The sequence below is a fragment of the Streptomyces sp. ME02-8801-2C genome (assembly GCF_033793965.1).
In the GTDB taxonomy this organism is placed as follows: Bacteria; Actinomycetota; Actinomycetes; order Streptomycetales; family Streptomycetaceae; genus Streptomyces.
In genome coordinates this window covers 367,640-387,436 of record NZ_JARAXP010000007.1, presented here as the reverse complement: position 1 = coordinate 387,436, position 19,797 = coordinate 367,640, and the positions used below count along the sequence as shown (strand labels likewise).

General features: G+C 69.5%; 21 protein-coding genes. 9 read left to right on the top strand and 12 right to left on the bottom strand.

Annotated elements, in window-relative coordinates:
- Nucleotides 1-11 precede the first annotated feature (11 nt).
- From PV396_RS24800 to argC, 4 genes are all read right to left on the bottom strand, one after another.
- Nucleotides 12-1,235, bottom strand: a complete 1,224-nt coding sequence (locus tag PV396_RS24800; protein ID WP_319208076.1) for an acetylornithine transaminase — start codon at nt 1,233-1,235, stop codon at nt 12-14.
- Entirely contained in the window at nt 1,232-2,143 is a 912-nt protein-coding gene (gene argB, locus PV396_RS24795) for an acetylglutamate kinase (RefSeq protein WP_319208075.1), read from the bottom strand. Before argB ends, PV396_RS24800 begins: the two co-directional genes overlap by 4 nt.
- Nucleotides 2,140-3,291, bottom strand: coding sequence for a bifunctional glutamate N-acetyltransferase/amino-acid acetyltransferase ArgJ (argJ, locus tag PV396_RS24790; RefSeq protein ID WP_319208073.1), 1,152 nt, complete (start codon nt 3,289-3,291; stop codon nt 2,140-2,142). The genes argB and argJ overlap by 4 nt, the downstream gene beginning before the upstream one ends.
- A gap of 88 nt (nt 3,292-3,379) precedes the next feature.
- Nucleotides 3,380-4,408 (bottom strand): N-acetyl-gamma-glutamyl-phosphate reductase, encoded by a 1,029-nt coding sequence (argC, locus tag PV396_RS24785; protein WP_319208071.1) that lies wholly within the window; start codon nt 4,406-4,408, stop codon nt 3,380-3,382.
- Nucleotides 4,409-4,547: 139 nt separating this feature from the next.
- On the opposite strand from argC, the gene PV396_RS24780 reads away from it, so the two are divergent.
- The 3 genes from PV396_RS24780 to PV396_RS24770 are packed head-to-tail and all read left to right on the top strand — an operon-like array spanning nt 4,548 to nt 6,646.
- The gene (locus PV396_RS24780) at nt 4,548-5,066 is read left to right on the top strand and encodes a hypothetical protein (RefSeq protein ID WP_319208069.1); all 519 of its coding nucleotides are present in this window, start codon (nt 4,548-4,550) and stop codon (nt 5,064-5,066) included.
- A 44-nt stretch (nt 5,067-5,110) separates the two neighbouring features.
- Nucleotides 5,111-5,851 carry a VOC family protein gene (locus PV396_RS24775; protein WP_319208067.1) on the top strand — a complete coding sequence of 247 codons (741 nt, stop codon included), beginning with the start codon at nt 5,111-5,113 and terminating at the stop codon, nt 5,849-5,851.
- 24 nt (nt 5,852-5,875) lie between these two features.
- Nucleotides 5,876-6,646, top strand: coding sequence for a 2-phosphosulfolactate phosphatase (locus tag PV396_RS24770; protein ID WP_319208065.1), 771 nt, complete (start codon nt 5,876-5,878; stop codon nt 6,644-6,646).
- A gap of 60 nt (nt 6,647-6,706) precedes the next feature.
- Here the strand turns inward: PV396_RS24770 and PV396_RS24765 are convergent, their stop codons facing one another.
- On the bottom strand, nt 6,707-9,184 hold the full coding sequence (locus PV396_RS24765; protein WP_319208062.1) for an alpha-L-arabinofuranosidase C-terminal domain-containing protein: 2,478 nt from the start codon (nt 9,182-9,184) through the stop codon (nt 6,707-6,709).
- 163 nt (nt 9,185-9,347) lie between these two features.
- Between PV396_RS24765 and PV396_RS24760 the strand changes: the two genes are divergently transcribed.
- The gene (locus PV396_RS24760; protein ID WP_319208060.1) at nt 9,348-9,824 is read left to right on the top strand and encodes a DUF6314 family protein; all 477 of its coding nucleotides are present in this window, start codon (nt 9,348-9,350) and stop codon (nt 9,822-9,824) included.
- Here the strand turns inward: PV396_RS24760 and PV396_RS24755 are convergent.
- The 3 genes from PV396_RS24755 to PV396_RS24745 all read right to left on the bottom strand — a co-directional run bounded on the left by PV396_RS24755 (nt 9,821) and on the right by PV396_RS24745 (nt 12,480).
- Complete coding sequence (locus PV396_RS24755) at nt 9,821-10,414, bottom strand: histidine phosphatase family protein (protein ID WP_319208059.1); 594 nt, start codon at nt 10,412-10,414, stop codon at nt 9,821-9,823. The genes PV396_RS24760 and PV396_RS24755 overlap by 4 nt on opposite strands.
- 130 nt (nt 10,415-10,544) lie before the next feature.
- Nucleotides 10,545-10,985, bottom strand: coding sequence for a GNAT family N-acetyltransferase (locus tag PV396_RS24750; protein WP_319208058.1), 441 nt, complete (start codon nt 10,983-10,985; stop codon nt 10,545-10,547).
- A 10-nt stretch (nt 10,986-10,995) separates the two neighbouring features.
- On the bottom strand, nt 10,996-12,480 hold the full coding sequence (locus PV396_RS24745; protein WP_319208056.1) for a PLP-dependent aminotransferase family protein: 1,485 nt from the start codon (nt 12,478-12,480) through the stop codon (nt 10,996-10,998).
- Here PV396_RS24745 and PV396_RS24740 point away from each other — a divergent pair.
- Together PV396_RS24740 and PV396_RS24735 are read left to right on the top strand one after the other, a co-directional pair.
- A complete protein-coding gene (locus tag PV396_RS24740; protein WP_319208054.1) occupies nt 12,479-13,444 on the top strand; it encodes a DMT family transporter in 966 nt (321 codons plus the stop codon). The two genes, PV396_RS24745 and PV396_RS24740, sit on opposite strands and share 2 nt — an antisense overlap.
- Nucleotides 13,445-13,458: 14 nt before the next feature.
- Entirely contained in the window at nt 13,459-13,653 is a 195-nt protein-coding gene (locus PV396_RS24735) for a DUF1918 domain-containing protein (RefSeq protein ID WP_319208052.1), read from the top strand.
- A gap of 48 nt (nt 13,654-13,701) precedes the next feature.
- Here PV396_RS24735 and PV396_RS24730 read toward each other — a convergent pair whose 3' ends face one another.
- Nucleotides 13,702-14,967 carry a glycoside hydrolase family 10 protein gene (locus tag PV396_RS24730; RefSeq protein WP_319208430.1) on the bottom strand — a complete coding sequence of 422 codons (1,266 nt, stop codon included), beginning with the start codon at nt 14,965-14,967 and terminating at the stop codon, nt 13,702-13,704.
- 241 nt (nt 14,968-15,208) lie between these two features.
- Between PV396_RS24730 and PV396_RS24725 the strand changes: the two genes are divergently transcribed.
- Nucleotides 15,209-16,084 (top strand): 3-hydroxybutyryl-CoA dehydrogenase, encoded by an 876-nt coding sequence (locus tag PV396_RS24725; protein WP_319208049.1) that lies wholly within the window; start codon nt 15,209-15,211, stop codon nt 16,082-16,084.
- Between the two features lie 99 nt (nt 16,085-16,183).
- Here the strand turns inward: PV396_RS24725 and PV396_RS24720 are convergent, their stop codons facing one another.
- The 3 genes from PV396_RS24720 to PV396_RS24710 form a co-directional block, all read right to left on the bottom strand.
- Entirely contained in the window at nt 16,184-17,848 is a 1,665-nt protein-coding gene (locus PV396_RS24720; RefSeq protein WP_319208047.1) for a site-specific integrase, read from the bottom strand.
- Nucleotides 17,812-18,273, bottom strand: coding sequence for an ImmA/IrrE family metallo-endopeptidase (locus PV396_RS24715; RefSeq protein WP_319208045.1), 462 nt, complete (start codon nt 18,271-18,273; stop codon nt 17,812-17,814). The genes PV396_RS24720 and PV396_RS24715 overlap by 37 nt, the downstream gene beginning before the upstream one ends.
- Before the next feature lie 213 nt (nt 18,274-18,486).
- Nucleotides 18,487-19,041 (bottom strand): helix-turn-helix transcriptional regulator, encoded by a 555-nt coding sequence (locus tag PV396_RS24710; RefSeq protein WP_319208043.1) that lies wholly within the window; start codon nt 19,039-19,041, stop codon nt 18,487-18,489.
- Between the two features lie 177 nt (nt 19,042-19,218).
- Between PV396_RS24710 and PV396_RS24705 the strand changes: the two genes are divergently transcribed.
- Entirely contained in the window at nt 19,219-19,461 is a 243-nt protein-coding gene (locus PV396_RS24705; protein WP_319208041.1) for a helix-turn-helix transcriptional regulator, read from the top strand.
- Complete coding sequence (locus tag PV396_RS24700) at nt 19,442-19,723, top strand: DNA-binding protein (protein WP_319208039.1); 282 nt, start codon at nt 19,442-19,444, stop codon at nt 19,721-19,723. Before PV396_RS24705 ends, PV396_RS24700 begins: the two co-directional genes overlap by 20 nt.
- The last annotated feature ends 74 nt before the right edge of the window (nt 19,724-19,797 follow it).

The following is a 19,797-nucleotide window of genomic DNA, read 5'->3' as shown; positions in this document are numbered from 1 at the left end:
CATTCCCCGGGCTAGTCCTTTGCGTGAACCGCGTCGAGAACCCCGGGAAGCGCCTGGAGGAACGCGTCCACTTCGGCGTCACCGATGTTCAGCGGCGGCATCAGCCGTACGACATCGGGAGCGGGCGCGTTCACCAGGAACCCGGCGTCCTGAGCCGCCTGCTGCACCTGGGGCGCGAGGGGCTCGTTGAGCACGATACCCAGGAGAAGTCCCGCACCCCGGACATAATCGATCAACGGGTGGCCCGCACCCTCGATTCCGTCCCGCAACCGCTCGCTCTGCCGCTTGACGTTCTCCAGCAACCCCTCGTTCTCGATGGTGTCGAGTACGGCGAGTCCGGCGGCGCAGGCGACCGGGTTGCCGCCGAACGTCGTACCGTGCTGGCCGGGCTGGAGCAGGTCGGCGGCGCGGCCGAAGGCGACGGTCGCGCCGAGGGGCAGTCCGCCGCCGAGGCCCTTCGCGAGGGTGACGACATCGGGCAGGACACCGTCGTGGGCCTGGTACTCGAACCAGTTTCCGGTACGGCCGATGCCGGTCTGGACCTCGTCGAGAACGAGCAGGGCGCCGGTGGCGGCGGTGATCGCGCGGGCGGCCTTCAGATAGCCGGCGGGCGGGACGACGACGCCGTTCTCGCCCTGGACCGGCTCGATGATGACGAGGGCGGTCTCGTCGGTGACGGCGGCGGCCAGTGCCTGCGCGTCGCCGTACGGAACGTAGGTGACGTCACCGGGCAGCGGTACGAAGGGCTCCCGCTTTCCGGGCTGGCCGGTGAGCGCGAGGGCGCCCATGGTCCGGCCGTGGAAGCCGCCCTCGGTGGACACCATGTGCTTACGGCCGGTCAGCCGGCCGATCTTGAAGGCGCCCTCGTTGGCCTCGGCGCCCGAGTTGCAGAAGAACACCTTGCCGTCCCGGCCGAAGCGCCGGAGCAGTTGTTCGGCGAGCGCGACGGGCGGTTCGGCGACGAAGAGGTTGGAGACATGGCCGAGGGAGGCGATCTGGGTGGAGACGGCCTCGACGATCGCCGGGTGGGCGTGGCCGAGCGCGTTCACGGCGATGCCGCCCACGAAGTCGACGTACGCCTTGCCGTCTGCGTCCCACACCGTGCTGCCCGCGCCGCGGACGAGGGGCAGCCGGGGGGTGCCGTAGTTGTTCATGAGCGCGCCCTGCCAGCGCGTGGTCAGTTCCTGATTGGCGCTCAGTTCCTGACTGGCGTGCGACTCCTGGCCGGCGCTCATGCGTCGTCCCCCTCTTCTTCCGCATCGGGCACGACCATCGTGCCGATGCCCTCGTCCGTGAAGATCTCCAGCAGGATCGAGTGCTGGACCCGGCCGTCGATGACACGGGCGGTCTGCACGCCGTTGCGTACGGCGTGCAGGCAGCCCTCCATCTTCGGCACCATGCCGGAGCTCAACTCCGGGAGCAGCTTCTCCAGTTGGGAAGCGGTGAGGCGGCTGATCACCTCGTCGGAGTTGGGCCAGTCCTCGTAGAGGCCCTCGACGTCCGTGAGGACCATGAGGGTTTCGGCGTCAAGAGCAGCAGCGAGTGCCGCAGCCGCCGTATCAGCATTGACGTTGTAGACATGTCCGTCGTCCTGGCTACGGGCGATCGACGAGACGACCGGGATACGGCCGTCGGCGAGCAGTGCCTCGATCGCGCCCGTGTCGATCGCGGTGATCTCGCCCACCCGCCCGATGTCGATCAACTCCCCGTCGATCTCGGGCCGGTGCTTGGTGGCGGTAATGGTGTGCGCGTCCTCGCCGGTCATCCCGACGGCGAGCGGCCCGTGTTGGTTGAGCAGCCCGACCAGCTCCCGCTGGACCTGGCCGGCGAGCACCATGCGTACGACGTCCATGGCGTCCTCGGTGGTGACCCTGAGGCCCGCCTTGAACTCGCTGACGATGCCGTGCCTGTCGAGGGCGGCGCTGATCTGCGGGCCGCCGCCGTGCACGACGACGGGCTTGAGGCCGGCCTGGCGCAGGAAGACGACGTCCTGGGCGAAGGCGCTCTTCAACTCCTCGTTCACCATGGCGTTTCCGCCGAACTTGATGACGACGACCTTGCCGTTGTGGCGGGTCAGCCAGGGCAGCGCCTCGATGAGGATCCTGGCCTTGGGCAGGGCGGTGTGCTTGCGTGTAGTGCTCATGACGAGTACGCGCTGTTCTCGTGGACGTAGTCCGCGGTGAGGTCGTTGGTCCAGATGGTGGCGGTCTCGGTGCCGGCGGCGAGGTCGGCGACGATGTGGACCTCCCGGTAGCGCATGTCGACCTTGTCGCGGTCCTCGCCGACGCCGCCGTTCTTGCAGACCCAGACGCCGTTGATGGCGACGTTCAACTGGTCCGGCTCGAAAGCGGCTTGCGTCGTGCCGATCGCGGAGAGCACGCGGCCCCAGTTGGGGTCCTCGCCGTGGATGGCGCACTTGAGGAGGTTGTTGCGGGCGATGGAGCGGCCCACCTCGACGGCGTCGTCCTCGCTGGCCGCGTTCACGACCTCGACCTTGATGTCCTTGCTGGCGCCCTCGGCGTCCCGGATCAGCTGCTGCCCGAGATCGTCACAGACGGCCCGTACGGCCTCGGCGAACTCGGCCTGGTCCGGGGCGACTTCGGAGGCGCCGGAGGCGAGGAGCAGCACCGTGTCGTTGGTGGACATGCAGCCGTCGGAGTCGACGCGGTCGAAGGTGGTGCGGGTGGCTGCGCGGAGGGCCTGGTCCAGGTGCTCGCTGTCCACGTCGGCGTCCGTCGTGAGGACGACGAGCATGGTGGCGAGGCCCGGGGCGAGCATGCCCGCACCCTTGGCCATGCCGCCCACGGTCCAGCCGCCCTTGCTGACGACGGCCGTCTTGTGGACGGTGTCGGTGGTCTTGATGGCGATGGCGGCCTTCTCACCGCCGTGCTCGGAGAGTTGACCGGCGACGGTCTCGACTCCCGCGAGGAGCTTGTCCATCGGCAGCAGCAGCCCGATCAGTCCGGTGGAGGCGACCGCGACCTCCCCGGCGTTGAGGCCGAGGGTGTCCGCGACCTTCTCGGCGGTCGCGTGGGTGTCCTGGAAGCCCTTCGGGCCCGTACAGGCGTTGGCGCCACCGGAGTTGAGGACGACGGCGGAGACGATGCCGCCCTTCAGGACCTGCTCGGACCACAGCACCGGTGCGGCCTTGACGCGGTTGGAGGTGAAGACGCCGGCGGCGGCCAGGCGGGGCCCGTTGTTGACCACGAGGGCCAGGTCCGGGTTGCCGTTCTCCTTGATCCCGGCGGCGATGCCGGCCGCCGTGAACCCCTGTGCTGCCGTGACACTCACTGAATCTCCTCGTTCGCTTCTCCGCCCGTGCAGCGCAGAGGTGCGGGTTTCGTCGTTGTCTGCAGCCCGGTGGCTGCACGTGCGTCGCTCACGGAGCGACTCCGATCGTGGAAAGTCCGGTGCTCTCGTCGAGCCCGAGGGCGATGTTCATGCTCTGGACGGCACCGCCCGCGGTGCCCTTGGTCAGGTTGTCGATGGCGCTGATCGCGATGATGCGGCGCACGGACTCGTCGTACGCGACCTGTATCTGAACGGCGTTGGAACCGTAGACGGACGCCGTGACGGGCCACTGCCCCTCGGGGAGCAGGTGCACGAACGGTTCGTCGGCGAACGCCTTCTCGTAGGCGGCCCGCACGGACTCGGCGGTGACGCCCGGCTTGGCGGCGGCGGTGCAGGTGGCGAGGATGCCGCGGGACATCGGGGCGAGGGTGGGTGTGAAGGACACGGCGACGGGCTCACCGGCTGCGCCGCTGAGGTTCTGGACGATCTCGGGCGTGTGCCGGTGACCGCCTCCGACCCCGTACGGGGACATGGACCCCATGACCTCGCTGCCCAGCAGATGCGTCTTGGCCGCCTTGCCGGCGCCGGATGTCCCGGAGGCGGCGACGATCACGGCCTCGGCCTCGGCGAGCCCGGCGGCGTACGCCGGGAAGAGGGCGAGGGAGACGGCGGTCGGATAGCAACCGGGCACCGCGACACGCTTGGACCCCTCCAGCGCGGCGCGGGCACCCGGCAGTTCGGGGAGGCCGTAGGGCCAGGTCCCGGCATGGGCGGAGCCGTAGAACCTCTCCCAGTCGGCCGCGTCGTGGAGCCGGAAGTCGGCACCCATGTCGACGACGAGGACGTCAGGCCCGAGCTGCTCGGCGACGGCGGCGGACTGCCCGTGCGGCAACGCGAGAAAGACGACGTCGTGCCCGGCGAGCACGTCGGGTGTGGTCTCCTGGAGTACACGGTCGGCCAGCGGCAGCAGATGCGGCTGGAGCGCACCGAGCCGCTGTCCGGCGTTGGAGTTGCCGGTCAGGGCGCCGATCTCGACCTCAGGGTGGACGATGAGCAGACGCAGCAGTTCCCCACCCGCGTACCCACTCGCTCCGGCCACCGCCACACGTACCGCCATGGAACCCTCCTCCTTGATGGCATGACTATACGTTTCGTTGCACGTTTATGCAATATGGTGGATCAGTATGCGGAGCCGGGTGTGACTGAGCGCTTTGGCCGCGCCCCTGGATGTCCGACCCCGCTTCTATGCTCCTGCGATGACGTCCTACGAAGGCACGCATCCCACCGTCCTCGTCCAGGTGGGTAGCCGCTCCGCCCAGATCGACGATCAGCTCGCACCTACGATCCAGGCGATCTGGGAGTGCGGGTTCGACACCTTCACCTGCTGTCAGGACCTCGCTGAGAGCAACGCGGACTGGCCGGAGAAGCTGCCGCACATGGTCCAGTGGGTGGAGTCCCGACGAGGCTGGATGCTCATCGACTTTCCGGTCGACAGCGGACTCGCCTTCCTCTCTGCGGTTGCGAATGCCGGTCCTCGAGACGCGTTCTATGTGCGGATGACGCACTGGGCGGCGCCCGATGCGTGGGACGTGACGATCAAACCGATGGACGCGGCGATGTTCAGGGAAGACCTTCCGTCAAGGTTCCAGTTGCAACTGCTCCAGGTGAGCTTCCCTGCCCATGACCTGCCGGAACTGACCCAGCGTCTTCGTGATCATGCCGCCGGCCGCTCGGTGCCGCCCGCCCCGGTCGACTGGAGCACCGTTGGCCGTTAGGTTCTGGCGGCGCCGGCCGCGGGGGGTTGCCTAGGATCGTGGGCATGACACTGCGACCCGTCCTGGTGAACATCAAGGCTCTCGACGACGCGAAGATCGGCCGGTTCTGGGCGGACGCGCTCGGGTGGGGTGTTTCCAGCCCGGAGCCCGGCGCCACCGCCGCGAAGCCCTCCGATTTCGACTGGCGGGACCCCGTCGGTGTGTGCGTCGACGTCATCGCCGTGCCGGAGCCCAAGACGGTGACGAAGAACCGGGTGCACATCGATCTCGCGACCTCCTCCGCCGCCCATCAGGCGGAACTGGTCGGGCGGCTGAAGGCGCTCGGCGCCACGCCCGTCGACGTGGGTCAGGGCGACGTGCCGTGGACGGTCCTCGCCGATCCCGAGGGCAACGAGTTCTGTGTGCTGGAGCCCCGGGAGGTCTACCGGGACACCGGGCCGATCGCCGCCGTGGTCGTCGACTGCGAGGATCCGCGGGTCATGGCCCGGTTCTGGGGCGAGGCAGTGAACTGGACCCTGCTCGAGGTGACCGACGATCACGCGGTGCTGCGCGACGCCAAGGGTGTCGGCCCGTATCTCGAGTTCCTCCGCGTACCCGGCGGGAAGACCGTGCCCGACCGCGTCCATCTCGACCTGGTGCCGGACCCCGGTGACGACAAGGCCGCGGAGGTGGCCCGGCTGCGGGCCCTCGGCGCCGCCGACCTCGACGTGGGACAGGGCGACGTGCCGTGGACCCCTCTGACCGACCCCGAGGGCCACGAGTTCTGCGTCCTCGCCCGGTCCTGACACGCCGGAGAAGTGAGCATCGGTATGACTGAGGACTTTCTCCAGTCCGGGTACGGGGTTCGGTTCGAGTGGGGGCCGGCGGGGGCGCTGCACCTCGCCCGTGACGTGTCCTGTCTGGTCGTGGTCGACGTACTGTCGTTCACCACCTCCGTCTCCGTCGCCGTCGAGAGCGGCTCCCGTGTCTTCCCCTACCCATGGCGCGACGACACGGCCCTGGACTTCGCGGCGCGGCAGGACGCCCGGCTCGCCGTCGGCCGCAGGGCGGTCGGGCCCGACTCGCCCTGGTCGCTCTCCCCGGCGGCGCTGCGCCGGGCACCCTTCGCCGGCCGGCTGGTGCTGCCGTCCCCCAACGGCTCGGCCATCTCGGCGGCGGCCGACGACACGACGACGGTGGTCGCCGCGTGTCTGCGCAACGCCACCGCCGTGGGCGCGTGGCTCACCGAGCAGGGGTACGGGACCGCCGAGCGGCCGGTCGGTGTGATCGCCGCCGGTGAGCGCTGGCCCGACGGCGGCCTGCGACCGGCCCTGGAGGATCTCCTGGGGGCGGGTGCCGTGATCGCCGCGCTGGGCGACCGCCACGGCAGCGCTCGTACGTCCCTCTCCCCCGAGGCCGCTACGGCCGCCGCCGCCTTCGCCGCCTCCCCGGACGTCGCCGCCGACGTCCTCGCGAGCGCCTCGGGGCGGGAACTGGTCGACGGCGGTTTCCCCGAGGACGTGGCGATCGCCACGGAGCTGGAGGGGAGCGCCGTGGTGCCGGTCCTCGTCGACGGGGCGTTCGTGGCTGCGGGCGGCTGATCGCTACCGGCCCGCCACGGGCGGCCCAGGCACCCTTCGGCACCTGAGCCGCCCCTCCGGTCAGCCCTTCTTGATCCGCAGGAAGGTGACCGAGTTCGCCGGGAACGTGTACGTGAACTTCCGTGCGACGCCCGTGAACGTCGACTTCACCGGCGCCACCGCGGTCGCCGTCTCGGTGTTCACCGCGTCCGGCGCGGCGGCCAGGGTCGTCACCGCGGCCTTGGACCTGACCTTCACCTTGCCGAGGTCGATCGTCGTACGGGCCTGCGCCGCCTGGGCGTTGACGACCTTGACGATCAGGTCGCCGGTCTTCGCGTCCTTGGTGACGATCTGCCGGAACGGCTCGGCCGGCTTGTCGTCGGTGAAGCCGCCCCACTCCTTGCCGTCGAGGTAGAGGGTGACCTGTCGGCCCCGCACCTTGACGTCGATGTCGTACGCGCGTCCCGTCTCGATCGAGCCGGCCTTCGAGACGAGCGTCGACTTGCCGCCGTCCGAGGCCTGTTCGACTGCGGACTGGGTGTTGTTCCAGCCGCCCAGGTTCCACCAGTAGTAGTTCCCGGTGTCCTTGACGCCGAAGGCGACGAGGAAGCCCTCCTTGCCGGACTTCTTGGTGGCCTTCACATGCAGGTCGTAGTCGTGCCAGGCGGGGTCGCCCGCGGAGACCATGGTGTTCTCGGCGGCCACGTCCGTCTGGACGTACTGTCCGTCCTGGACCGTCCAACTCCCGCCGCCCGTATGGGTCCACCGGGAGGCGTCGCCCGAGAAGTCGTCGCTCAGCAGGGGCGTGCCGTCGGCGCCGGTGACCTTCACGTCGTCGTACGCCGCCGTGGTCGCCCAGGTCGACAGTCCGACGGCACCCGCGATCGGGCCGCTCACCGAGGGTGTGCCGGTGGCGGTGGTGGGCACCACGCGGTCACCGACGTTGTTCATGAACAGCTTCTGCACCTCGTACGAGGGCGAGCCCCAGGACGCGTGGTTGTTGAACCAGATCATGTCGGGGCGCCACTGCACGTAGTCCTCGTTGGAGAGCAGCGGGGCGTACGAGGCCAGCTTGACGACGTCCGCGTTGCGCTCCAGGCCCGTCATGAACGCGGCCTCGGACAGGGCGTTCTTGAAGGTGTTGCCCTGCGAGGCGTACTCGCCGAGGAAGACCTTGGGGCCGCTCCTGTCGTACGAGTCGTAGCGGTCGTTGTTCTGCAGGAACCACTGCGGACTGTTGTAGTAGTGCTCGTCGACCATCGCGACGTTCGCGTCCCGGTTGAGCTTCCAGGCGGTGTCGAAGGTCGAACCGCTGTCGTCCGGGCCGGAGTTGGAGATCACGGCGATGTCCGGGTACTTGGCCTCGATGGCGGTCCGGAACTCCGTGAAACGGGCGAAGAACTCGTTCGGCAGGTTCTCCTCGTTGCCCACCTCTATGTGGGTGAGGTGGAAGGGCTTGGGGTGGCCCAACTGCGCCCGCTTGCGGCCCCACTCGCTGGTCACGGGCCCGTTGGCGAACTCGATGAGGTCGAGGGTGTCCTGGATGTGCCGCTTGAGCAGCGCCTCGTCGACGACGGCCTTGTTCTGCCCGCAGCCGGTGACCAGTGCGGGGACGACGGGCAGCGGCATCGCGCCGATGTCCTCCGAGAACTGGAAGTACTCGTAGTAGCCGAGTCCGTAACTCTGGTTGTAACCCCAGAAGTTGGAGTTGGTGGCGCGCTGCTCGACCGGGCCGATGGTGTCCTTCCACTGGTACGAGCGCTGGCGCTGCCAGTTCGACGCCTCGCTGTAGTCCTGCATGGACCCGGTGTTGACCAGGCAGCCGCCCGGGAAGCGGACGAAGCCGGGGTCGAGCGCGGCGATCTTCCGGGCGAGGTCCTCGCGCAGCCCGTGGCCCTTGTATGTGTCCTTGGGCAGCAGCGAGATCATGTCCAGGGCGACGGGGTTGTCCGTCGCGACCGTCAGCCGGCCGGTGGTGCTGGAGCGGGTCGCGGTGAACCGCGCCCGGTACTTGGCCCAGCCTCCCTTCACCGTGACCTGGCGGGCCTCGGCGAGGGTGCCCCCGGCGTCGGCGAGGGACACGGTCAACCCGGTGGCCCGGTCGGCGCGGGCCCAGACGGAGAAGTCGTACTTCTTGCCGTCCTCCACCCTGATTCCGGTGTTGTAGCCGGAGTTGGTGACGGACGAGCCGGATGCCAGGGAAAGGTAGGTGCGGTTGCGGGCGTTCAGACGCCCGTCGTCGTCCGCGGTTGTCGCCGTACCGCTGACGGCCCAGGAGGTGAGGGGCGTGTACGAGCGGTTGTCGGCGGTGGAGTACTCGAACGAGCGGTTCTGTACGAGTTCGGCGTACAGACCGCCGTCGGCGGCGCGGTTGATGTCCTCGAAGAAGACGCCGTACATCGTGTCGTCGATCTCGGCGCCCTTGGCGGCCGGGTCCACGGTGATGGCGTAGTCGGTGACGTCCTCGGCACTGGCCGGGGCGGGGACCACCGCCGAGACCACCAGGAGTGCGGTGGTGGCCGTCAGGCCCAGTCTCCAGCGGGTGCTTGTGCGTGACATGGATACTCCGCGGCTCTGTCGATGCGGTCGATGCAGGTCATGGCAGGTCAATGCGGTTCGGGATATCGGACAATGATCAGCACTTCGAACGGCAAGATAGGTATGTGATCGGAGCGCGTCAATGGGGCGTGCGGGATCCCGAATGTTTCGGAGGGGCGGCGGCATGGACGAGTTTCGGCCAGTGGGCGATGTGCTGCTGTTTCTGGCGGGGACCTGGCGGCTGGAGAGGTCGGTGCGGGATCTCTCGGGCACGGACGAGGGGACTTTCGTCGGCACCACGACGTTCAGCCCGCTGCACGAGGCGGACCAGCCGCACGAAGGAGTCCCGCGCGGTCTGCTGCACCACGAGTCGGGCACGTTCGTGTGGCGGGGCGTCGCCCGCCCCGCCGAGCGGACGCTCCGCTTCCTCCCGGGCGCCGCGCCGGGCACCGCGGCCGTGTGTTTCGCGGACGGCCGCCCGTTCCACGACCTGGACCTGACCTCGGGCCGATGGATCACCGACCACCCCTGCGCGGCCGATCTCTACCGCGGCGAGTTCACGGTCCTGGACGAAGACCACTGGCGGACGGTGTGGCGGGTGGCAGGCCCGGCCAAGGACCTCGTCCTCACCACCGACTACCTGCGCGGCACGACGGTCTAGCCGCGCACCGACTGGGGGAACACACCCTCGAAGCGCAGGTTCCAGCGACCCTTGCGGCCCGTGACGACGGTCGTGGACAACGGGCGGACGTCGAGGTTCCAGTAGGTCGAGGGCGGCGCCTTCAGGGCGTAGACGAGGGCCGCCCTGACGACCGAGGGCTCGGCGACCGCGACGATCCGGCCACCGTCGTCGACGGGCCGGGTGTCGAGCCAGCCGCCGACGCGCGAGATGAAGTCCAGCAGCGACTCGCCTCCGTGGGGCGTGGCGCGCGGATCGGCGAGCCACGCGTCCACGGAGTCGGGCTCCCGGGCCATCGCCTCGCCGAGGGTGAGCCCGCGCCAGCGGCCCATGTCGCAGTCGCGCAGCGCCAGCTGGACGAGCGGCCCGTAGCCGAGCGCGTCCCCGGTGGCCCGGCTGCGGGGCGTCGGCGAGCAGTAGCGCAGCTCGGCCGCCGCCAGCGGCATCAGGTCCTGGGCGGCGCGCTGCACCTCGTCCCAGCCGGCCTGGTCCAGCGGCCGGTCGTCGTCGAAGCGCTCGGCGAGCAGCGGGGAGCTGCGCGCGGCGGCGACGAAGGTGACCCGAAGTTGCATGCGGCGATGGTGTGCCGGGAAAGTGCGCAGGTCAAGTGGCGTTACTCAGGAGTTATCGAGGGTGCGCGCCGACCTTCGCACGAGTCACCGGCGACCGTCACACAGGCTTTACGCCGGCTCCACAGGGGCTTCACTCGAAGTAGAGCGCCATCCACTGCTCGGGTTTCGCGAGCGGCCGGAAGCCGATCTTCTCGTAGACGCCGTGCGCGTCGCTCGTGGCGAGCAGGATGCGGCGCACCCCGAGCGCCCCGAGGTGATCGCGCGCCTCGCGCACCATCGCCGTACCGACCCCGGTACCCCGCACCGACCGGTCCACGTACACATCGCACAGCCACGCGAACAGCCCCTGGTCGGTCACCACCCGCGCGTACGCCACCTGCTCCCCCGAAGTCGCGTCGTACACCCCGAAGTTGAGCGAGTGCGCGATCACATCCTCGAACTTCTCCCGGGGCCGGCCCAGCGCCCAGTAGGCGTCGGTCGAGAGCCAGCGGTGCACCCGCTCGACATCGATCCGGGCGGGGTCGGTGGAGCATTCGTAGCCCTCGGGGAAGGCGGGTATGTCGTCGTTCATGGCGGGAGGTTCACAGGTCGGGGCGGGCGCTGTCGAACGGTTTTCCCGTGGTCCGCCCACCGCGGAACACCTCGTCACAGGCCGTACGCAGCCGCCGTACCCCCTCCCCGATCTCTCCCGTCCCCGCGACCGCCGCGAAGCTCAACCGCACGTGTGCTGCCGGGGGTTCGGCGCTGAAGTAGGGGCGGCCGGGGGTGATCGCGACACCCGCGCGCAGGGCCGCCGCGACGAAAGCCGTGTCGTCCGTGCCGTCGGGCAGGCGCAGCCACAGGTGGTAACCGCCCGACGGGATGTGCGGCAGGGACAATTGAGGCAGGCCGCTCAGGAGCGCGGACGTCATGGCGTCCCGGCGGATCCTCAACTCGGCGGACACAGCCCGGAGATGGCGGGGCCAGGCCGGTGAGCCGACGAGCTCCAGGGCCGCTTCCTGCAACGGGCGCGGGACGAAGAAGGTGTCGACGATCTGGATGGCGCGCAGCCGTTCCAGGACGGGCCCCCGGGCCGCGAGCGCGCTCACCCGGAAGCTCGGCGAGGTCGCCTTGGTGAGCGAGCCGACATGGACGACCACCCCGTCGGGGTCCTCCGCGGCGAGCGGACGCGGCAGCGGCGCCGCGTCCTCGTGCACCAGCCGCCGTACGAAGTCGTCCTCGATCACGAAGGCGCCGGCCTCGCGGGCGATCCGCAGCACCTCCGCGCGCCGCTCGGGCGCGAGCACGGCCCCGGTCGGGTTCTGGAACAGGGGCTGGCAGACGAACACCCGGGCGCCGGTCGCCCGGAACGCGTCGGCGAGCAGCGGTGGGCGTACCCCGTCCGCGTCCACCGGGACCGGCACCGGGCGCAGGCCGGCCGCGCGGGCGATGGCCAGCATTCCGGGGTAGGTGGGCGACTCGACCAGCACCGGGGCGCCGGGCGGGGCGAGGGCCCGCAGGGCTGTCGTCAGGGCCGCCTGGCCGCCCGCCGTGATCAGCACCTCGGCCGCCGTGACGGCACCGCCGATGCCCCGCGCGAACCACTCGCGCAGCTCCGGCAGCCCGTCCAGGGGCGGCCGTCCCCACGCTCCGGGACGGCGTCCGGCCCGCGACAGGGCCGCCGCCATGGCCCGCTCGGGCTGGAGGGAGGGATGCAGATAGCCGCCGTTGAACTCGATCACACCGGGCGGTGGCGCGGCCAGCGAGACGACGACACCGGCCGCGTCCACCGTGCGCGGTACGAGGTCGGCGGCGCCGTCCGCGCTCAGGGCGACCTCCTGCCAGGAGGTGTCCCCGGCGGGGGCGGACGCGCGGCGGGCCTCCGCGCGGTACGCGCCGGCCCCCGGGCGGGTCACGACCAGGCCCTCGGCGGCCAGTTGGGCGAGCGCCCGGGAGACGGTCACGGGGCTCACCCGGAAGCGTTCCACCAGCACCCGGCTCGACGGCAGCTTTCCACCTGGAGAGTAGCGGTTGAGCTCCTGTCGCAGCCGATTCGCCAGTTCACCGACACTGCTACGCTCTTGCATGAGAGCACACGATAGCGCTATCACACCGACTCCGATAGCGGTCAGCAGGCGCACACCAGCCCCGAGCCCACCGCACGCGCAGTCGGCGAAGTCCGCGAAGTCCCCGGCCCGCCGCGCCGGAACCCTTCAGGCGGCTCTCGGCGTCACCGCCTTCTCGCTCACCTTCCCCGCCACCGCCTGGGGGCTGGAGGGCTTCGGCCCGTGGTCGCTGGTGGCCGTGCGGTCGGTCCTGGCGGCGGTCGTCGCGGGTGGCTGTCTGCTGGCGCTGCGGGTACGGCCGCCCGCCCGCCGCCACTGGGCGGGGCTCGCGGTCGTCGCCGCCGGTGTCGTCGTCGGCTTCCCGCTCCTCACGACGCTCGCCCTGCGGACGTCGACCACCGCGCACGCCGCCGTCGTGGTCGGCCTGCTGCCGCTGACGACGGCCCTCTTCTCGGCGCTGCGCATGGGCACCCGGCCCTCGCGCACCTTCTGGGCGGCGGCCCTGGTGGGCGCGGCGGCGGTCGTCGCGTTCACCGTCCAGCAGAGCGGCGGCGCTCTGACCAGCGCGGACGCCTATCTTTTCGGCGCCCTGCTGGTCTGCGCGGCCGGCTACACCGAGGGCGGCCGGCTGGCCCGGGTCATGCCGGGGTGGCAGGTCATCGGCTGGGCGCTGGTGCTGTGCCTGCCGCTCACCGCGTCCGCCGCCGCGCTGGCCCTGTCGTACGAGCCCGTCCGGTTCACCGCGCACAGTGTGGCCGGGCTGCTGTGGGTGGCGGTGGGGTCGCAGTTCCTCGGCCTGGTCGTCTGGTACCGGGGCATGGCGGCGATCGGCATTCCGAAGGCCAGCCAGTTGCAGTTGGCGCAGCCCCTGCTCACACTGGTGTGGTCGGTCCTGCTGCTGGGCGAGCAGCTGACGCCGGCCGCCCCGCTGACGGCGGCGGCCGTGCTCGTCTGTATCGCCGTCACCCAGCGGGTACGCGGCTGAGAGGAGGCCCGCAGATGCGCGCAACCGTGGGCGACCAGCTTGTCCAGCACGGCAGGGTGGTCGGCCAGCACGACCAGGTCACGGAAGTCGTCGAGGTCATGGGCCAGGAGGGCACTCCCCCGTACCGCGTCCGTTTCCCGGACGGGCACGAGGCAGTGATGTCCCCCGGCCCCGACTGCCAGGTCCGCCACAAGGACTCGGACCGCTAGCAAGCGAGGTTCACGACCTCTGAGGCACAGCTCGATTCCCGCTGGGCATCAGCGCGGTGGCATCGCCGGCTGCTGGTAGTGGTCGGCGACCACCCGTGCCATGGCCCCGATCTTGTCGGTGCCCACCTCCTTCGCGGAGAAGAAGATGTGTCCCCGTGCCTCGGGGTAGTCCTGGGCGAGGGTCAGGTGCCGGGACAGTTCGGCCGGGTCCTGCCAGGCCGCGGGCTGCGCCGGGTCGCCCGCCTTGTACAGCGCCTCACCGACGTACAGCTTGGTGCCCGTGCCCTTGGCGACGTCCGCCCACCAGGGCAGCAGCTTGGCGTAGTCGGCCGCGGCGAAGCCGATGTTCCAGTAGATCTGCGGGCAGATGTAGTCGATCCAGTTCTGCCGCACCCATTTCCTGGTGTCCGCGTACAGGTCGTCGTACGTCTGCACACCCGCCCGCGTGTCCGAGCCGGCCGGGTCGGTCGCCGCGTTGCGCCACACGCCGAAGGGGCTGATCCCGAAGTCCACGCCGGGCCGTACGGCCTTGATGCGGGCGGAGGTCTCCAGTACCAGTTTGTCGATGTTGTCGCGCCGCCACGAGGCACGGTCGGGGAACGCACCGCCGTACTCCGCGAACTCGGCGTCGTCGTCGAAGGTCTGGCCGGCGACCGGGTACGGGTAGAAGTAGTCGTCCCAGTGGACGCCGTCGATCTCGTACTTGCGCACCGCGTCGAGCATCGCGTCCTGGACGAAGCGGCGAACCTCCGGCAGACCGGGGTTGTAGTACAGCTTGCCGCCGTACGGCACCACCCAGTCGGGATGCCTGCGCGCCGGGTGGGAGGCGATCAGCTTGCTCGGGTCTGTGTTGTTGGCGACGCGGTACGGGTTGAACCAGGCGTGCAGTTCGAGACCGCGCGCGTGCGCCTCGGTGACCGCCGTGCCCAGCGGGTCCCAGCCGGGGTCCTTGCCCTGGGTTCCGGTGAGGACCTGCGACCAGGGCTCGTACGGCGAGGGCCACAGGGCGTCGGCGGTCGGGCGGACCTGGAAGAACACCGCGTTGAGGCGGCGGCTCACCGCCGTGTCGAGGTGGGCGATCAGCTCGGCGCGCTGCTGGCTGGCGCTCAGCCCGGGCTTGGACGGCCAGTCCCGGTTGGTGACCGTCGCCAGCCACATGCCCCGCAGCTCACGGGTCGCCCGCCTGCCCTTGCCGTTCGATCCGTTGGACCCGTCGGACCGGCTAGGTTGCGCCCCGGCCAGGGCTGCTCCCGCCACCGCCCCGCCCGCCACGAGCGTCGACAGGGCGGTCACCGCGAACGCCCGCCGTGACATGCGCGCGTGCCGCGCCTTCCCACTCATTCCCGTACCTCCGATAAGCGCTGTGTCGGACAAGTCACAGACCGTCCTCACCCGTCCCGGGCCACACTCCCATGTGAGGCCCGGACAATCGGGCAAGGGCCGCCGAAGGTAACGTGCAGGTTTGGCGCAGGCACCGGACGGACGGAAGACCCCGGACGACCGCGGGCCCGCACAGGCCGGACGGCCCGCGAAGAGTATCTGTGAAAGGGACGATGTGACGGACAGCCCAGTGGGAGAGATCTCACGCGTCGGAGTTGTGGGCTGCGGCCAGATGGGAGCGGGCATCGCTGAGGTGTGCGCCCGCTCCGGGCTGGACGTGAAGGTCGCCGAGACCACCGGCGAAGCCCTGGAGTTCGGCCGTACCCGGCTGTTCAACTCCCTCTCGAAGGCGGCCGAGCGCGGCAAGATCACCGAGGAGGAGCGGGACGAGACGCTGGCGCGGCTCAGCTTCACCACCGACCTCGGTGAGTTCGCGGACCGCGATCTGGTGATCGAGGCCGTCGTGGAGAACGAGCAGGTGAAGACGGAGATCTTCCAGGTGCTCGACCAGGTGGTGACCCGCCCCGACGCGATCCTCGCCTCCAACACCTCCTCGATTCCCCTGGTGAAGCTGGCGGTTGCCACCTCCCGGCCCGACCAGGTCGTCGGCATACATTTCTTCAACCCGGCCCCGGTGCAGAACCTCGTCGAGCTGATCCCGGCGCTCACCACGTCCGAGGGCACCCTCGCCCGCGCCCAGCTGTTCGCCGAGAAGGCCCTCGGCAAGCACGCGATCCGCGCCCAGGACCGCTCGGGGTTCGTGGTGAACGCCCTGCTGATCCCGTACCTGCTCTCCGCGATCCGGATGTTCGAGTCGGGCATGGCCAGCCGCGAGGACATCGACAACGGCATGGAGATGGGCTGCGCACACCCCATGGGCCCGCTGAGACTGTCCGACCTGATCGGCCTGGACACGGTCGCCTCGGTCGCGTTCAGCATGTACGAGGAGTACAAGGAGCCGCTGTACGCCGCTCCCCCGCTGCTCCAGCGCATGGTCGACGCGGGCCGGCTGGGCCGGAAGTCGGGCTCGGGCTTCTACACCTACGCGTGACCTGCGTAAACGCTGACCGCTAACGGCCCTCTCGACCCCCGTCTGACGCAGCAGTGAGGGCCGCTACCCGTATTCCGGGGAGCGGCCCTCGTAGATCGTTCAGACACTCAGGGGGTTCTCGGGGAGTTTCGGCGGAAGATCACGAACTCCCTCGGCAGGCGCGAGCAGGAAGCGCCCTAGCGCCTGGTACGGCCGGAGCGGTTCGGCGACCTGACTGTTCAGGTTCTCCGCCTTCACCAGGGCCAGACCTTCCCCAGCACAGTACTCCTTCAGCCAGGCCAGGCCGGCCGCCACCGCGCGGTCCGGGTCATCACCCAAGACGGTACGGATCTCACCTCGGATGGGGCCGCCAGCCTGGAAGACCACGCCGACCGTCCACGGACCACCCGCGTACCGCGATCCCTGGACGTAGGCCTCGACCGGATCCTTCAGCCGCTCCCAGGGCAGCGACAGCGGCATGGTCTCGGCGAAGGTGTAGGGCTCGACGGTCCGCAGGTCGGCAACAGCCGGCCGTTGCGTGGCTCCGGACTCCAGCCAGTTGTCCACGGCGGTGCGGCCACGCAGCCCACGGTCCGGCATGAAGTGGGCGTAGATCTTCAGCGTGACATCAGGCGACGCGTGCCCCATCCAGTGCGACACGGAGATGACGTCCTCGCCGGCGCCGAGCTGGACACTGGCGTAGGTATGCCGCCAGCGGTGGTGCATCAGTTCCCGTGAGGCCTCCCACCCCCACGAACGCGCCCCCTCGGCGCGCGGCTTGATGAGCCCGGCCTCGGCGAGCGCCGGCTTCATAATCCGGTTGTTGTACGTCGACGGCAGGTGCCGCTTCCCGGTGGCCGACGTTGCTAGCAGCCGCACCGTAGCCGTTGAGCGGTTACTGTTTCCCGGTCCCTTCCACGGCAGGGTCACGGTTACGGGCGGAAACTGCTCGCTGTATTCGTCGATCAGTTTCAGCAGGCCGGGCGAGAGCGGGACATCCCGCTCCTTGTCTCCCTTGGGCAGCTTGAAGTACGGCTTGGTGCTGTTCTCCCAAAGCAGCTGGCGCCGCACGTGAAGCACCATCAAGTCCCGGTCCACGTCGTCCGGGCTGAAGCCGAACGTCTCCGCCTGCCGCTGGCCGGCACGCATGCCCAGGTCGGCGATGATCCGGAACCGCACCGGCAAGGCCTGGCGGATCGAGTGTGCTTCCTCCTTCGCCCAGGCACGCGCCTTCGTCTCACCTGGACCCGCCGGCCGCACCCCCTTCTCAGCCTCGCGGCACGGGTTCTTCGCGATCCGCTTTCCGACGGCCGACTTGAAGACGGAGCTGAGATGGTTCCAGATCACCTCGATCGTCGAGTCGGCCAGGCCGCGGTTCTTCAACTCCCGTTTCCACTCGACGAGGTGGCCGTCATCGATGACGTACATCTGGGTGCGCCCGAGCGATGTGTCCACGATGTGGTTGAAGATCTTCGACTTCATCGCAGTCGCGGTGTTGACCGGGTCCGTCCGCCTCGGCCACCACTCGTCTGTGATGTAGTCGCCGAGGAGCATCTCGCCGTCGCGGTCGTCGACAAACTCCTTCTTCTTGGCACCGGTGATCGCCTTGGCTTTCCAGGTCTTCGCCTCTTCGAGCGTCTCGAACGACCGCTTCCGCACGCCCGGGATGCCCGCGACCCTGTAGCGCAGACACTTCCCGTACAGGGCGGTGCGCTCGCGCTTTCCCGTTTCCGGGTTCGGCCGCTTCTTCAGCCAGCGATCTTCGATCCACCCTGATGCGGCCATGGCCACCCTTCTCCTCGGAGATCTGTGAGCCGGACCTCGAGAAGGCGCTCCGTGACACGGAGTTCGGCCGCCGCCGTGTGGATGTCGTTGGCCCACTGGGCGACTTCGGCGAGGTCCGAGATGGCGACCAGCTTTCGGGCAGCTTCGAGATCAGCTCTTCGTTCCTGGCGGACGGACGCAAGCCGGCCGTCACAGTCGGCGTCGTCGGCGAGGACGTGTTCGAGTTCGTGGGCCAGTACGCAACGTTCCTGCACCTCGCTGAGTCCGGAGGCGACGACGATGACGTCGCGCCGTTCCCGGGACCAGGCACCCCACGTGTCTCGCAGCCAGGTACGCACGACGCGGATGCCGAGCTGTTCGAGTTCGAGAGCGGGTGCGTAGTGCAACCCAGCGTGGTTGGTGAAGAACATCGGCACGACAGACATGCGCCCCCCAAGCGGAGTCGGACGGGTGGGAAGCGCGCCGGATCTCTTGTCTACCCGACCACCCACAGGCAAGGGAAGGAAACGACAGGAAATCTTTCAACTCCCTTCATGGGGGGGCCGAATGCGGGCAGCCGCGACCAACCTCGGCGATTTGTAGATATGGCGACGGGGTGAGGGTGTAGACCCTCGCCGCAGGTGGATGGCTGTACGCCGTCAGCTGTTACGGCGGATCGCGTCCTCGATGCGCGCCTCGTCGTCGGCCGGCACCCCTTCGCCCTCAGCATGCGGACGGTAGGCCGCGAGCGCATAAGGCGCGCGCGGTTGCTGGGTGGCGGCGAGCGAGTCGAGCAGTTCCTGTACGAGGTGGTCGAAGCGGTCACGCAGCGAGGCGGGAGCCCCGAGGCGGACGGCCGTCCTGCTGAACTCGTAGACCACCGGCACGAGTTCGAGCAGGCGAGAGCGCGGGGAGCCCGTCGGAGTCTCCGCCTCCTGCTGATGGAGCACAGTGCTCGGGTCTTCGCCGGCCAGGATGCGGTCGGTCCATCCCGGCAGCCAGCCGAGCGCTGCAACGACGGGCTCCAGCTTCGGAGGCTTCGACCGCTGCTTCGGAACGACACCGCTCTCGAGGCTCGTGATGCTGCGCCCAGTGACCTGCCCGCCGCGGTCACGGACCCGTTCGGCCAGCTGCTCGCGGGTGAGTCCCTGGCGTTCGCGGTCGCTGCGGATGGCGCGCCCTAGCACGGCCCATCGCTCGGGGTCGTGGTTCATCCCAGTCTCCGCCCAGTCTCCGCAAGCAACAGGAAGCAACGACAGGAAACAACCTACCAACCGGTTACCTGCGTAGGACAGATCAGATCTCGCCGCTGACCTGCAACTTCACAATCTTTCCTGTTCTTTCCCGTTTGGGGCTTGTGCTACTGCCGCTTCTTTCCTAATCTTTCCTCCGTGAAGGCGCGAGGAAGAAACATCCGGCGCAATCGCGAGGAGTCGGGCTACGGCCTGACGGAGTTCGCCAACCGCATCGGGATCTCCGCCTCGTATTTGTCCCGGGTCGAAAGAGACCAGGCCAACCCCAGCCCGACCGTGCTTCGGCGCATCGCCGAACAGCTCCGCAAGGAGCGCGCGAGGAGGGCGGCCATCGCTGAGATCACCGAAGACGAGGGAAGTGATGACAAGCCCCCCGAGTGAGAACTCCCCCCACCTCAACGTGGAACAGCTCGCCGAACGCTGGCAGACCACAAAGGCCGCCATTTACATCGCCCGCCACCGTGGCAAGGCGCCGGCCGCCTTCAAGCGTGGCGGAAACGTGCTGTTCCCGATCGCCGAAGTGGAGCGTTACGAGGCCGCGCAGATGGCTGGCGACCGCCTCTCCCACCGCGGCACCACGGCCGAACACCGGCCGCCCGAGGCACAGCGCCCCCGCCATCGCCGAAAGCCCGCCGCCGCCTGACTCGGCATCGGTCTCCGGCCATGAGAAACGGGGCCGCGCGGACCAGGCCCGGTCCGTACGACCCCGCTCAAGAA

Bases quoted from the DNA above. Each gene is read 5' to 3' on its own strand.
- PV396_RS24755 (WP_319208059.1), bottom strand. From the start codon at position 10,414: ATGCAACTTCGGGTCACCTTCGTCGCCGCCGCGCGCAGCTCCCCGCTG.
- PV396_RS24760 (WP_319208060.1), top strand. From the start codon at position 9,348: ATGGACGAGTTTCGGCCAGTGGGCGATGTGCTGCTGTTTCTGGCGGGG.
- PV396_RS24770 (WP_319208065.1), top strand. From the start codon at position 5,876: ATGACTGAGGACTTTCTCCAGTCCGGGTACGGGGTTCGGTTCGAGTGG.
- PV396_RS24780 (WP_319208069.1), top strand. From the start codon at position 4,548: ATGACGTCCTACGAAGGCACGCATCCCACCGTCCTCGTCCAGGTGGGT.
- PV396_RS24720 (WP_319208047.1), bottom strand. From the start codon at position 17,848: ATGGCCGCATCAGGGTGGATCGAAGATCGCTGGCTGAAGAAGCGGCCG.
- PV396_RS24700 (WP_319208039.1), top strand. From the start codon at position 19,442: ATGACAAGCCCCCCGAGTGAGAACTCCCCCCACCTCAACGTGGAACAG.
- PV396_RS24765 (WP_319208062.1), bottom strand. From the start codon at position 9,184: ATGTCACGCACAAGCACCCGCTGGAGACTGGGCCTGACGGCCACCACC.
- argB (WP_319208075.1), bottom strand. From the start codon at position 2,143: ATGAGCACTACACGCAAGCACACCGCCCTGCCCAAGGCCAGGATCCTC.
- PV396_RS24715 (WP_319208045.1), bottom strand. From the start codon at position 18,273: ATGTCTGTCGTGCCGATGTTCTTCACCAACCACGCTGGGTTGCACTAC.
- argC (WP_319208071.1), bottom strand. From the start codon at position 4,408: ATGGCGGTACGTGTGGCGGTGGCCGGAGCGAGTGGGTACGCGGGTGGG.
- PV396_RS24740 (WP_319208054.1), top strand. From the start codon at position 12,479: ATGAGAGCACACGATAGCGCTATCACACCGACTCCGATAGCGGTCAGC.
- PV396_RS24800 (WP_319208076.1), bottom strand. From the start codon at position 1,235: ATGAGCGCCGGCCAGGAGTCGCACGCCAGTCAGGAACTGAGCGCCAAT.
- PV396_RS24735 (WP_319208052.1), top strand. From the start codon at position 13,459: ATGCGCGCAACCGTGGGCGACCAGCTTGTCCAGCACGGCAGGGTGGTC.
- PV396_RS24745 (WP_319208056.1), bottom strand. From the start codon at position 12,480: ATGCAAGAGCGTAGCAGTGTCGGTGAACTGGCGAATCGGCTGCGACAG.
- PV396_RS24730 (WP_319208430.1), bottom strand. From the start codon at position 14,967: ATGTCACGGCGGGCGTTCGCGGTGACCGCCCTGTCGACGCTCGTGGCG.
- PV396_RS24775 (WP_319208067.1), top strand. From the start codon at position 5,111: ATGACACTGCGACCCGTCCTGGTGAACATCAAGGCTCTCGACGACGCG.
- PV396_RS24750 (WP_319208058.1), bottom strand. From the start codon at position 10,985: ATGAACGACGACATACCCGCCTTCCCCGAGGGCTACGAATGCTCCACC.
- PV396_RS24710 (WP_319208043.1), bottom strand. From the start codon at position 19,041: ATGAACCACGACCCCGAGCGATGGGCCGTGCTAGGGCGCGCCATCCGC.